Below are 12,755 nucleotides of genomic sequence, written 5' to 3'. Positions count from 1 at the left end.
CTACTCGCCGCGAACGGGAGGGAAGAAGCCCACCCGCTCGTACACGGCCCGCAGCGTGGGCGCGGCCACCGCCCGCGCCTTCTCCGCGCCCGCGGCGAGCAGCTTGTCCAGCTGGGCCGGGTCGTCGAGGTAGCCCCGGGTGCGCTCCTGGATCGGCGTGACGAACTCGCGCACCACCTCGCCCAGGTCCTTCTTCAGGTCGCCGTAGCCCTTGCCAGCGTACGCGGCGACCAGGTCGTCGATGCTCCGGCCGGACATCGCGGCGTAGATGGTGAGCAGGTTGGAGACGCCCGGCTTGGTCTCGGCGTCGAAGACTATCTCGCGGCCGGTGTCGGTGACCGCGGAGCGGATCTTTTTCGCCGAGCGGGCCGGATCGTCGAGCAGCAGCACGATCCCGGCCGGGGAAGACGACGACTTCGACATCTTGGCTGCCGGGTCCTGCAGGTCGGTAATCTTCGCGGTGTCCTTGACGATGTGCGGCGCGGGCACCGTGAACGTCGGCCCGAACAGCGAGTTGAACCGCTGGGCCAGGTCCCGGGAGAGTTCCAGATGCTGACGCTGGTCCTCCCCGACCGGCACCGCGTTGGCCTGGTAGAGCAGGATGTCGGCGGCTTGGAGGATCGGGTAGGTGAACAGGCCGATGCTGGCCCGCTCGTTGCCCTGCTTCTGCGACTTGTCCTTGAACTGGGTCATCCGGCTGGCCTCGCCGAACCCGGTGATGCAACCCAGCACCCACTCCAGTTGGGCGTGCTCGGGCACCTGGGACTGCACGAAGAGCGTGCAACGGTCCGGGTCCAGGCCGACGGCAAGCAGCTGCGCGGCGGCTGTCCGGGTGCGTTGGGCCAACACTTTCGGCTCGTGCCCGGCGGTGATCGCGTGCAGGTCGACGACGCAGTAGAACGCGTCGTGAGTCTCCTGCAACGCCACCCAGTGCTGCACCGCGCCCAGGTAGTTTCCGAGGTGGAACGAGTCGGCCGTCGGCTGGATGCCGGAGAAGACGCGCGGGCGAGCGGGTACGTCGGACATGCCGGCAATTCTGTCAGCAACACCCGGCTCACGTCATGACGGGCCGGCGGGTCGGCCACGGCCCGCCAGCCCGGGGGCGGTGACCGTGCGTCGCGGCGCGGGCGGCCGCGCGGCGGAGACGGTTACCCGGGCCACCCGCCGCCCCTCCAGTGCGAGCACCCGCAACGACCAGCCGCCCGGCGTGCCTTCCTGCTGTGGCCCACCGCCGGCCGGCTCCTCGGCTGCCACCGGAACCTCGTCACCGACGACCGGCAACCGACCCAGCGCCGCCATCACGTACCCGCCGACCGTCTCGTACGGCCCGATCGGCAGGGTCACCCCGGTGCGTTCGCCGAAGTCGGCGAGGTTGAGCCGGCCGTCCACCACAGTGGGCAGCCCCGGAGCGACTGGTTCAGGCGGGGTGTCGTACTCGTCGTGCAGCTCACCGACCAGTTCCTCGATCAGATCCTCGCAGGTGACGATGCCGGCGGTGCCGCCGTACTCGTCGATGACCACCGCGAGGTGATGTCCCTCCCGGCGCATCTCGTTCAGCGCCGCCAGCACCCGCTTGCTGCCGGGCAGCCGTTTGACCTCACGGGCCAGCTGGCCGACCGTGGTGCACGGATCCTGGTCCGGCCGGAGCAGCACGTCCCGCAGGTGCACGAAGCCGACCACGTCGTCGTGGGTGCCGTCGACCACCGGGTAGCGGGTGTGGGTCTCGGACCGCACCAGCCGCTCCGCCTCGGCGATGGTCAGCGCGGCGGAGAGGAAGACCACCTCGGTGCGGGGCATCATCACCTCGCGGACCAGGCTCGCGCCAGCCGCCAGCACCTCGTCGATGATCCGCCGCTCGACCGGGTCCAGCACGGCGGCCGCGGCGACCAGGTCACGCAGCTCGTCCTCGCTGATCCGTTCCCGACCGGCCGCCGGGCTGGCCCCGAGCAGGTCGGTGACCAGCCGGGTCGCTCCGGTGGCGACCCGGACCACGACCCGGGCGACCGCCCGGGCGACCGGCCCCGGTTCGCGACGGGGCCTCCCCCGCGCCCGACGTCGGGGGCCGGGACCACCCGCTTCCCGCATGAGAAGGATCGTAGACATCGCTGCCCTCACGAGGTGGCGATGTTCAGGTCTGTTTAAACATGATGGTTTGTGGTGAGATGATGCCGCAGCATCCGGTTGGGTTGCCGGCAGCCGTAGGGTGATCATCGAAAGGCCGAGGCACGATGGTCAGGCAGGAGGAGGACCGACGTGAAACTGCTCGTCACCGGTGGCGCCGGCTTCGTCGGCAGCGTGGTGACCCGGATGCTGATCGACGCCGGCCACCGGGTCGTCGTTCTGGACGACCTACGGACGGGCCACCGACCGGCACTCGCCCCCGAGGCCACGCACGTCGAGGCCCCCCTGCGCGATGTGGCGCAGGTACTCACCCCCGACGCGGGCTTCGACGGCGTGCTGCACTTCGCCGCCCTAATCGCAGCCGGTGAGTCGATGGTCAAGCCCGAGCTGTACTGGCGCAACAACGTCGTCGGCTCCCTCGCGCTGATCGACGCGGTGCGGGCCGCCGGGGTGCCGCGGCTGGTCTTCTCGTCCACCGCCGCCGTCTACGGCAACCCGACCGAGCTGCCGATCCCGGAGACCGCGGTCACCGCTCCCACCAACACGTACGGCGCCACCAAGCTCACCGTCGACATGGCGCTCACCTCCGAGGCGCTCGGGCACGGCCTGGCCGCCGTCTCGTTGCGCTATTTCAACGTCGCCGGCGCCCACCTCGACGGCGACGTCGCCCTCGGCGAACGGCACGCCCCGGAGACGCACCTCATCCCGATCGCGCTTGAGGTGGCCGCCGGCCGGCGGGAGAAGCTCCAGCTCTTCGGCGACGACTATCCGACCGTCGACGGCACCTGCGTCCGCGACTACATCCACGTCGCCGACCTGGCCCACGCCCACCTGCTCGCGCTCGACGCCGCAGTCGCCGGGCGGCATCGGATCTACAACCTGGGCAACGGCAACGGCTTCACCAACCGTCAGGTGGTCGACGTGGTCCGCGAGGTGACCAGTCACCCGCTGCCGGTCGAGGTCGCACCGCGTCGCGAGGGCGATCCCGCCGAGCTGGTCGCCTCTTCCGACCTGGCCCGTGCCGAGCTGGGCTGGGTGCCCGGCAAACCGACGCTGCACGACATGGTCCGCGACGCCTGGACGTTCTACCGCGACCATGCACCGGGGGAGGCATGACCGATCCGGCCGGCGGCGCGCCAGGCGCCACCGCCGACGTCGAACACACCACCACCGCCGGCACCGCGGCGCGGGCCACCGCCGGCACCGCGGCGCGGGCCACCGCCGGCTTCCGATCGCGATACGGTGCCGAGCCGGCGGGCTGCTGGGCAGCCCCCGGCCGCGTCAACCTGATCGGCGAGCACACCGACTACAACGACGGCTACGTGCTCCCCTTCGCGCTGCCGCTGCATACCGTGGTCGCCGCCGCGCCACGCGACGACACGGGCTGGACCGTGTGGTCGGAGCTCACCGGGGATCCGGTGGAGTTCGGCCCCGCGGCAGCCGACGAACCGGGGCTGGTCACCGGCTGGGCCGCGTACGTGGCGGGGGTGGTGTGGGCATTGCGCGACGCCGGGTACGCCGTGCCCGGCGCCCGGCTGGCGATCGCCTCCGACGTGCCGCTCGGCTCCGGGCTCTCCTCCTCGGCGGCGTTGGAGGCCGCCGTGCTGGCGGCCCTGGTCGACCTGGGCGGTCTCGACCTACCCAGCGGAGAGCAGCCCCGGCTCGCGCGGCGGGCCGAGAACGGCTACGTCGGCGCACCGACCGGAATCATGGACCAGTCAGCGGTGATCCGCTGCCGCGCGGGGCACGCGCTCTTCCTGGACTGCCGCGACGACTCGGTCGAGCACATCCCGTTCAACCTCGACGAGGCCCGGCTGACCATGCTGGTCATCGACAGCCGGGCACCGCACCGGCACGCCGACGGCGAGTACGCCGCGCGCCGGCGCTCGTGCGAACGGGCCGCCTCGACCCTCGGGGTGCCCGCCCTGCGCGACGTGGCCGTCGCGGACCTCGACGACGCGCTGCGCCGCCTGCCCGACGACGAGACCCGCCGCCGGATGCGCCACGTCGTCACCGAGAACCAGCGCGTGCTCGACACTGTCGTGCTGTTGCGCGCCCGCCGGGTCCGCGAGATCGGGTCGCTGCTCACCGACTCGCACGCGTCCATGCGGGACGACTTCGAGATCACCGTCCCGGAGATCGACACCGCGGTGGAGGCCGCGCTCGCCGCCGGGGCGGTGGGTGCCCGGATGACCGGCGGCGGCTTCGGCGGCTGCGTCCTCGCCCTGGTCGACGCCGACCGCGCCGAGACGGTGGCCGCTGCGGTGCGGGCCGCGTACGCCGAGCGCGGCTTCACCGCCCCCGGCACGGTCACCGCCATCCCCACCGCCGGCACCACCCGCCTCCGCTGAAAGGCCGCGGGCAACTCTTGGCGGACCCGGTCAGCTCGCTTCGACGATCATGCCGGCGCCGACGGTACGGTTCGTCGCCTCGTCGATGATGACGAAGCCGCCGGTGGTGCGGTTGCGGCGGTACTCGTCCGCCAACAGCGGAATCGTGGTGCGCAGGCGGACCCGGCCGATCTCGTTGAGGTTCAGCTCCCCGGCTGCCTCGTCCCGGTGCAGCGAGTTGACGTCCAGCCGGTAGTGCAGGCCACGCACGATCGCCCGCGCCGAGCGGGTGGTGTGCTTGATGGCGTACCGGCCGCCGACCTGCAGCGGGCGTGTCTCGTCCATCCAGCAGACCATCGCCTCGATGTCCTGGGCGACGGCCGGGAAGTTGTTCGGCCGGCAGATCATGTCGCCCCGGGAAATGTCGATCTCGTCGGCCAGGCGGACGGTCACCGACATCGGCGGGAACGCCTCGGCGACCGCCCCGTCGGCGGTCTCCACCGCGGCGATCCGGCTGGTGAATCCCGACGGCAGCACCATCACCTCGTCGCCCGGTTTCAGCACTCCGGAGGCGATCTGACCGGCGTATCCCCGATAGTCGGTGACGGTGGTCGACTGCGGACGAATCACATACTGCACCGGGAAACGCACGTCGACCAGGTTGCGGTCACTGGCGATGTGCACCCGCTCCAGGTGGTGCAGCAGCGACGGCCCCTCGTACCAGGGCATGTTGCCCGACCGGGACACGATGTTGTCGCCCCTGAGCGCGGAGATCGGCACCACGGCCAGGTCGGGCACCTCGAGCTTCGCCGCGAACGCCGAGAACTCGTCGGCGATCCGCTCGAACACCTCCTGCGACCAGTCGACCAGGTCCATCTTGTTCACACACAACACCAGGTGCGGCACCCGCAGCAGCGAGCAGAGGAACGCATGCCGGCGGGACTGCTCCACCAACCCCTTCCGCGCATCGACCAGGATCAGCGCCAAATCGGCGGTGGACGCCCCGGTGACCATGTTCCGGGTGTACTGGATGTGCCCCGGGGTGTCGGCGATGATGAACTTCCGCCGGGGGGTGGCGAAGTAGCGGTACGCCACGTCGATGGTGATGCCCTGCTCCCGCTCGGCCCGCAGGCCGTCGGTGAGCAACGCCAGGTTCGTGTATTCGTCGCCCCGTGCCGCGCTGACCGCCTCCACCGCCGCGAGTTGGTCGGTGAACAGCGACTTCGTGTCGTAGAGCAGTCGGCCGATCAGCGTCGACTTGCCGTCGTCCACGCTGCCGGCGGTCGCGAACCGCAGCAGATCCATCGGCCGGGCCTCCGGCACCGCCGGAGCGCCGCCGGCGTGGGCCGCCGCCGCGTCTCCGGACGAGATCGTCTCGGTGGTCATCAGAAGTAGCCCTCCCGCTTACGGTCCTCCATCGCGGCCTCGCTGACCCGGTCGTCACCGCGGGTCGCCCCCCGCTCGGTGATCCGGGTGGCGGCGACCTCTTCGATGACCTTCTCCACCGTGTCGGCCGCCGAGCGGACCGCCGCCGTGCAGGACGCGTCGCCCACCGTCCGGTAGCGCACCCGCGCCTTGAACCGTTCCTCCCCCGCGCGCGGGCGGAAGAACTCGTTCACCGTGTACAGCATTCCGTCGCGCTCGATCACCTCGCGCTCGTGCGCGTAGTAGATCGCCGGCAGTTCGATCCGCTCGCGGGCGATGTAGTGCCAGACGTCCAGCTCGGTCCAGTTCGACAGCGGGAACACCCGGATCGACTCGCCCAGGTGGTGTCGGCCGTTGTACAACGCCCACAGTTCCGGACGCTGGTTCCTCGGGTCCCACTGGCCGAACTCGTCCCGGAAGCTGAACACCCGCTCCTTGGCCCGGGCCTTCTCCTCGTCCCGGCGGGCACCGCCGAAGAGCGCGTCGAAGCGGTGCTTCTCCACCGCGTCCAGCAACACCGGGGTCTGGATCCGGTTACGCATCCCGTCAGCGGACTCCCGCACCAGCCCGCTGGCCAGTGCCTCCGGCACGCTCGCCACCACGAGGTGCAGGCCCAACTCGGCGACCCGCCGGTCCCGGTACTCCAGGACCTCGGGGAAGTTGTGGCCGGTGTCGACGTGCATCACCGGAAACGGGATGTTCGCCGGCGCGAACGCCTTCTGCGCCAGCCGGAGCATCACGATCGAGTCCTTGCCACCGGAGAAGAGCAGCACCGGCCGCTCCATCTCGGCGACCACCTCGCGCATCACGAAGACACTCTCGGCCTCCAACGCATCGAGGTGGGACACCTGGTACGCGGACCTGCTGGTCATGACGCCGACTCGATTCGCACGATCATTTCCAGACCTTTCCGGTCGGATTTGCCAGGAAGTAGCGCTCAGGCTACCTGGAATGCCGCTGCAACGCCGCAAGCAACCGACTGGCGAGATCCTTGCGACAGACCAACAGGTCCGGTAGGCGCGGATTCGCCTCGTTGTATTCCAACGCAGAGCCGTCGATCCGGGAAGCGTGCAGGCCGGTGGCGGTCGCCACCGCCACCGGCGCCGCCGAATCCCACTCGTACTGGCCACCGGCGTGGATGTACGCATCGACGTCGCCGGTGATCACCGCCGCGATCTTCGCACCCGCCGAACCCATCGGCACCAGGTGGGCGCCGACGTCCTCGGCCAGATCGGTGAGGAACACCGGCGGCCGGCTCCGGCTCGCCGCCAGCCGGATAGTCCGCCCACCACCCGCGGTCGCCGCCTCCAGCGTCATCGGCGGGTACGCCGGCGGATAGTCCGTCCCCAGCACCCGGTGCTGCGCCGGCAGCCCGACCGCTCCCGCCGCGAGCCCGTGCGGAATGGGCGAGTTACGGGTCCAGAGCGCCACGTGCACCGCCCAGTCCGAGCGCCCCTCCTCGGCGAACTCGCGGGTGCCGTCCAGCGGGTCGATGATCCACACACGGTCCGCGGTCAGCCGGGACCCGGAGCCCTCGGTCGGCTCCGCCGCCCACGCCAGTCGGGACCCCTCGTCCTCCTCCGACAAGACCGCGTCACCGGGTCGCCATTTCGCCAGCTCCGTACGGATCAGGTCGTGCGAGACCTTGTCCCCGGCCGACTTCAGCGCGCCCGCGTCAGCGAAGCCCAGTTCGTCCCGCAGGCCGAGCAGGGCCTGGCCCGCCCGGCCAGCAAGCCAGCGGGCGAACCCACCGTCGATCATTGGAGGACTGCCCATCACCCTGCTCCCGTCGCCGCACCACGATCCCGTGTCGCCACGTCCCGAGGGCCGTCGCCGACCACGCCACGCCCCAGAAGGCGCAGACTACCGCTCCCCGTCACCCGAAGCGGCGAACGCCCCGCTCGGCGGAGCGCCGGAAAGCCCCGGCCTTGCCAGCAGCCGCCGGATCAGGCCCCGTGGTAGAGGTTCTGCGTCGGTTCCACACCCCGACTGATGACCGACTCCACCACATCCGCGGCCCGGTCCACCAGGAAATCCAGCTCCTTGCGCTCGACCGCCGCGAAGTCGGACAGGACGAAGTCCGCCGGATCCTGCCGCCCCGGAGGCCGGCCGATCCCGAACCGCACCCGGACGTACTCCTTCGTGCCCAGTGACTTCGTCATCGACCGGAGGCCGTTGTGCCCGCCCTCGCCACCGCCGCACTTCACCCGCATCTGTCCGTATTGGATGTCCAACTCGTCATGCACGGCGACCACCTGCGCCGGCGACACCTTGTAGAACCGCACCAGGCTGGCCACCGGACCACCAGACAAGTTCATATACGTCAACGGCTTGACCAGCACCAGCCGGGGGCCGCCGAAGCCCAACCGCGCCTCGGCGACCGCCGCCACCGCCCGCTTGTGTCGGCTGAACGTCGCCCCCACCCGCTCGGCGAGCAGGTCGGCCACCATGAAGCCCACGTTGTGCCGGTTGCCGGCGTACTCGCGGCCCGGATTGCCCAGGCCAACCACCAGCCACGACTCCGCCTCGTCCGTCACCGCACGCCCCTCTCCGTACTCGCCCCGCGGCCCCACCCGCCCGTCACCGGCCGCCGGGGCGGACTGCCGGACCAGCGACCCGCCCTGATACGCCGACAGGCGCCCCCGTGGAACCGGGGACGCCTGTCGCTGCGCAGCGGACCGATCAGGCCTCGGCCTTTGCCTCGACGTTCTCCGCGGTCGGCGCCTCGGCACCCTCGGACCCCTCGGTCTCCTCGCCGACCTCGGCCTCAGCCTCCTCGGCGGCTTCCTCGACCTCGGGCAGCGTCGCCTCGAGCTGCTCGGCGGTCGGGGCGGCGGTCACCGCGGCGACCGGCAGTTCCGGGTCGACGGCCAGCTCGACGCCGGCCGGCAGCTTCACGTCACCGGCAGTGACCTGGTTGCCCGCCTCCAGCCCGTCGATGGAGACCTCGAGGTGGTCCGGCACCCGGGTGGCATCGGCGGTCACCGACAGGGTGGCGTGGTCATGCACGATCAGCGTGTCCTTCGCGGCCTCGCCGGCGAGCTGGACCGGGACCTCGACGGTGACCTTCTCGCCTCGGCGAACGAGCAGCAGGTCCACGTGCTCGAAGGTGTCCTTGATCGGGTCGCGTTGGATCGCCTTCGGCAGCGCCAGCACCTGGGTGCCGTCGCTGATCTCGATCGCGAGGAGTTGGTTGGCACCGCCGTGCCGGATGGCCGCGGCGAAATCACGGGCCGGCAGTGCGATGTGCTTGGGCTTCTCGCCGTGGCCGTACAGCACGGCTGGCACCTTGCCGGCCCGACGGGTACGACGGGCACCACCCTTGCCGAACTCGGTACGGGGCTCGGCGCTGATCTTTACCTCGGACACGGGGAAACTCCTGATGTTTCGCTGCGGCGCTTGTCGTCTGGCGGTGCTGGGGCGAGGGGCTCGCAGGGGCTCATGCGTCATGAGCGACTGCCCGGAGCACCGCGTCGATGACGGCGCCTCCGTGCGGTGCTATGTCAGCGGCCCGCCGGGCACCCTCGCCGTGGCAACCGGACCAGTCTACCCGAGCCGATTCCGGAGCTTTCGGCAGTCCCCACACCACCGTCCGGACGGCGAACCGACACCCCGGGCGCCCCGCCGCGCCCGGGGTCCGTCCAGCCGGGGGTGGCCGCACACCTCAGCCGAACCAAGGCCACCGCCGACCAGGTCAGCAGGCCACCGCCCGACCAGGTCAGCTCAGGCCACCGAACAGCGTCGTCACCGAGCCGTCGTCGAACACCTCTCGGATCGCCCGGGCCAACAGCGGCGCGATCGACAGGACGGTGATCTTGTCGAGCTGCTTCTCCGGCGGCAGCGGCAACGTGTTGGTCACCACGACCTCGCTGATCGGGCTGTTCTTCAGTCGCTCGGTCGCCGGGTCCGACAGCAGCGCGTGGGTGGAGGCGACGATGATCTCCGCTGCACCCGACTCCTGGAGGATGTCGGAGGCCCGGGCAATCGTGCCGCCAGTGTCGATCATGTCATCGACGATCAGGCAAACCCGGCCCTCGACCTCGCCGACCACGCGGTTCGCCACCACCTGGTTCGGCTTCAACGGATCCCGGGTCTTGTGGATGAACGCCAGCGGGCAACCGCCCAGCCGGTCGGTCCATCGCTCGGCCACCCGCACCCGGCCCGAGTCCGGCGCGACCACCGTCATCGGGCGGCCCGCGTACTGGCGCTCCACGTACTCGGCCAGCACGTCCATCGCGAAGAGGTGATCCACCGGGCCATCGAAGAAGCCCTGGATCTGCGCGGTGTGCAGGTCGACGGTAAGGATCCGGTTCGCGCCAGCGGTCTTGAGTAGGTCGGCGACCAGCCGAGCAGAGATCGGCTCCCGTCCGCGATGCTTCTTGTCCTGTCGGGAGTACGGATAGAACGGCAGGACGACCGTGATCCGCTTGGCCGAACCGCGCTTCAGTGCGTCGATCATGATCAGGGTCTCCATGACCCAGGTGTTGACGCCGTGTGTGATCGATTGCACCACGAAGGCGTCCGAACCACGTACCGAGTCCTTGAACCGGACGAAGATCTCGCCGTTGGCGAACTCGTAGGCGTCGGTCGGCGTCGGCGCGACGCCGAGCACCTCGCCGATCTCCTTGGCCAACTCCGGAAAACCCCGTCCGGAGAAGAGCATCAGGCTCTTGCGGTTTTCGGCGACGATGCTGCCCATGGCCCGTCTGCTCCCGTTGGTCGGTGGTACCCGGCGCGGTGGTGGTGGGCCGGGGGCTATTCAGTTGCAGTATCTCCCGTGCCCACGGCGTGGCTCACGGGCTTGGCATCCCCATGGAGTGCGTCACCTTCGCTTTCCACCGAACCCGACGCAGCCACACCCTCTGCTGCCCGCCGGGCCCGCTCCGCCGCCTCCGCCGCAGCCGTACCGGACCGCCGCTTGACCACCCAGCCTTCGATGTTGCGCTGCCGCGCGCGGCCCACCCCGAGCGCCCCGGCCGGCACGTCGTGGTCGATCACCGAACCCGCCGCCGTGTACGCGCCGTCGCCCACCGCCACCGGCGCGACGAACATGTTGTCCGCCCCGGTGCGGGCGTGGCTACCGATCACCGTGCGGTGCTTGTTCACCCCGTCGTAGTTCACGAACACGGTCGCGGCGCCGATGTTGCTCTGCTCGCCGATCGTCGCGTCCCCGACGTACGTCAGATGCGGCACCTTCGACCCGGTGCCGATTTCCGAGTTCTTCACCTCGACGAACGTGCCGACCTTCGCCTTCTCCGCCAACCGCGCCGCGGGCCGCAGGTACGCGTACGGGCCGACGCTGGCCCCCGTGCCGACCTCCGCCCCCACCGCGTGGCTGCGCACCACCGAGGCGTCCGGCCCGACCACCGTGTCCACCAGCGTGACGTCCGGCCCCACCAGCGCACCGGCGCCGACCACCGTCGAGCCCCGCAGCTGCGTGTTCTGGTCGACGACGACGTCCCGGTCCAACGCCACCGTCACGTCGATCCAGGTGGTATCCGGGTCGAGCAGGCTGACCCCGGTCCGCATCCAGGCCTCGTTGACCCGGTCGCGCAGCAGCCGCCGCAGCGCGGCCAGCTCGACCCGGTCGTTACAACCCAGCGTCTCGACATGGTCCGCTGCCACGTGCACGGCCACCGGCTCGCCGGCCGAGCCCAGCAGGCCGAAGACGTCGGTCAGGTACTCCTCGCCCTGGTCGTTGTCGGTGGACAGCTTGCCGAGCGCAGCTCGCAGCCGCACCGCGTCGAACGCGTAGATTCCCGCGTTGATCTCTCGGATCTCCCGCTGGGCGGGGGTGGCGTCGCGCTGCTCCACGATCTGCTGGAGGCGACCGTCGACGTCGCGCAGGACTCGGCCGAGTCCAGTGGGGTCAGGCACCTCCGCGGCGAGCACGGTAGCCGCGGCGGCCCCCCGTTCGTGCGCCTCGACAAACGCGCCGACCGTCTCCGGCCGCAGCAGCGGGACGTCACCGTTGATCACAACGACGGTACCGCTGATCTCCGGGACCGCGTCCAGCGCGATGCGGACCGCGTGCCCGGTGCCGAGCTGCTCCGCCTGGAGCACCGGCGTGGCCTGCGGAGCAATCTCGGCGAGGTGGGCGCGCACCTGGTCGGCGCCATGACCCACCACCACCACGGTGCGGTCCGCGGCAAGCGGCTCGGCCGCGCTCAGCACGTGACCGACAAGCGTACGGCCGAGCAGCGGGTGCAGCACCTTCGGCAGCGCGGACTTCATCCGCTTGCCCTCACCGGCGGCGAGCACGACGACGGTGCGGAGCTGGGGCTGCTGGGACACGACGTGGCTCCCGTCGGGACGGCGACAGTCTCGCGGCAATGCTAACCAGAGAGCATGGGAAGATTGTCGGATACCCCATCGACGCGTCGACGCCGGGGCCTCGTCGACTCCGGGGGAGCTCGGCCGCCAGGATTCGAACCTGAAACTCAAGAGCCAAAATCTTGGGTGTTGCCAATTACACCACGGCCGATCGCGATACAAGCGTGCTTGCTCCGCCGCTACACCTTAGCGCCTCACAGCCCCGCCGCCATCCGCCATTCCTTCATGATCCCTTCGATCTTGCCGAACCTCTGACCGCCGCGATCCTGTCGTTCGGCGAGAGTTGGCGCAACCTGCACCACGCCGATCCGACCAGCGCCCGGCACGGTGTCCTGCCGGGACAGGTGGACATCTCCGCCCGGGGTGATCTGGCTGTTCGAGACGCTGGGGGTCGCGCGGGACGTCCGGTGGCCGACGTCGGAACGGATCGCGGCCAAGCTGGTGAAACCGGGCGCCGAGCGGTAACCGGACGGTACCGCCCGACCTCACCTGGCAGTATGGCCGGGTGACCGGCTCCATCCCACAACAGGGCGTCACCGAGCGCCG

11 protein-coding genes, 1 tRNA gene and 1 pseudogene are annotated in these 12,755 nt (G+C 70.6%); 3 read left to right on the top strand and 10 right to left on the bottom strand.

Going from position 1 to position 12,755, the window contains the following annotated elements; translation table 11 throughout:
- Complete coding sequence (gene trpS, locus QTQ03_RS23565) at nucleotides 1–1,026, bottom strand: tryptophan--tRNA ligase (protein ID WP_289279930.1); 1,026 nt, start codon at nucleotides 1,024–1,026, stop codon at nucleotides 1–3.
- 33 nt (nucleotides 1,027–1,059) lie between these two features.
- On the bottom strand, nucleotides 1,060–2,085 hold the full coding sequence (locus QTQ03_RS23560; RefSeq protein ID WP_289279929.1) for a hemolysin family protein: 1,026 nt from the start codon (nucleotides 2,083–2,085) through the stop codon (nucleotides 1,060–1,062).
- 222 nt (nucleotides 2,086–2,307) lie between these two features.
- Here QTQ03_RS23560 and galE point away from each other — a divergent pair, with 222 nt between their 5' ends.
- Both galE and galK read left to right on the top strand, forming a co-directional pair.
- Nucleotides 2,308–3,237, top strand: coding sequence for a UDP-glucose 4-epimerase GalE (galE, locus tag QTQ03_RS23555; RefSeq protein WP_289280961.1), 930 nt, complete (start codon nucleotides 2,308–2,310; stop codon nucleotides 3,235–3,237).
- The gene (galK, locus tag QTQ03_RS23550; RefSeq protein ID WP_289279928.1) at nucleotides 3,234–4,472 is read left to right on the top strand and encodes a galactokinase; all 1,239 of its coding nucleotides are present in this window, start codon (nucleotides 3,234–3,236) and stop codon (nucleotides 4,470–4,472) included. Before galE ends, galK begins: the two co-directional genes overlap by 4 nt.
- 30 nt (nucleotides 4,473–4,502) lie before the next feature.
- On the opposite strand, the gene QTQ03_RS23545 is transcribed toward galK, so the two are convergent.
- The 8 genes from QTQ03_RS23545 to QTQ03_RS23510 all read right to left on the bottom strand — a co-directional run bounded on the left by QTQ03_RS23545 (nucleotide 4,503) and on the right by QTQ03_RS23510 (nucleotide 12,360).
- A complete protein-coding gene (locus tag QTQ03_RS23545; protein ID WP_502889814.1) occupies nucleotides 4,503–5,837 on the bottom strand; it encodes a sulfate adenylyltransferase subunit 1 in 1,335 nt (444 codons plus the stop codon).
- Nucleotides 5,837–6,748: a sulfate adenylyltransferase subunit CysD gene (cysD, locus tag QTQ03_RS23540; RefSeq protein ID WP_289279927.1), complete on the bottom strand. Its 912-nt coding sequence runs from the start codon at nucleotides 6,746–6,748 to the stop codon at nucleotides 5,837–5,839. The genes QTQ03_RS23545 and cysD overlap by 1 nt, the downstream gene beginning before the upstream one ends.
- A 70-nt stretch (nucleotides 6,749–6,818) precedes the next feature.
- Complete coding sequence (locus QTQ03_RS23535; RefSeq protein WP_289279926.1) at nucleotides 6,819–7,652, bottom strand: inositol monophosphatase family protein; 834 nt, start codon at nucleotides 7,650–7,652, stop codon at nucleotides 6,819–6,821.
- A gap of 170 nt (nucleotides 7,653–7,822) precedes the next feature.
- On the bottom strand, nucleotides 7,823–8,413 hold the full coding sequence (pth, locus tag QTQ03_RS23530) for an aminoacyl-tRNA hydrolase (protein WP_289279925.1): 591 nt from the start codon (nucleotides 8,411–8,413) through the stop codon (nucleotides 7,823–7,825).
- A 145-nt stretch (nucleotides 8,414–8,558) separates the two neighbouring features.
- A complete protein-coding gene (locus QTQ03_RS23525; RefSeq protein ID WP_289279924.1) occupies nucleotides 8,559–9,245 on the bottom strand; it encodes a 50S ribosomal protein L25/general stress protein Ctc in 687 nt (228 codons plus the stop codon).
- 349 nt (nucleotides 9,246–9,594) lie between these two features.
- Nucleotides 9,595–10,575, bottom strand: coding sequence for a ribose-phosphate diphosphokinase (locus tag QTQ03_RS23520; RefSeq protein WP_289279923.1), 981 nt, complete (start codon nucleotides 10,573–10,575; stop codon nucleotides 9,595–9,597).
- A gap of 56 nt (nucleotides 10,576–10,631) precedes the next feature.
- Nucleotides 10,632–12,170, bottom strand: a complete 1,539-nt coding sequence (glmU, locus tag QTQ03_RS23515; protein WP_289279922.1) for a bifunctional UDP-N-acetylglucosamine diphosphorylase/glucosamine-1-phosphate N-acetyltransferase GlmU — start codon at nucleotides 12,168–12,170, stop codon at nucleotides 10,632–10,634.
- A gap of 118 nt (nucleotides 12,171–12,288) precedes the next feature.
- Nucleotides 12,289–12,360, bottom strand: a tRNA-Gln gene (locus QTQ03_RS23510).
- 109 nt (nucleotides 12,361–12,469) lie between these two features.
- Here QTQ03_RS23510 and QTQ03_RS23505 point away from each other — a divergent pair.
- Nucleotides 12,470–12,674 (top strand): annotated as a pseudogene (locus tag QTQ03_RS23505) (acyl-CoA desaturase); the annotation flags it as partial.
- Nucleotides 12,675–12,755: the final 81 nt, after the last annotated feature.

The sequence above is a fragment of the Micromonospora sp. WMMA1363 genome (assembly GCF_030345795.1).
Classification (GTDB): domain Bacteria; phylum Actinomycetota; class Actinomycetes; order Mycobacteriales; family Micromonosporaceae; genus Micromonospora.
The sequence above is the reverse complement of the archived record's forward strand: the minus strand, read 5'-3'. Positions and strand labels throughout refer to the sequence as shown.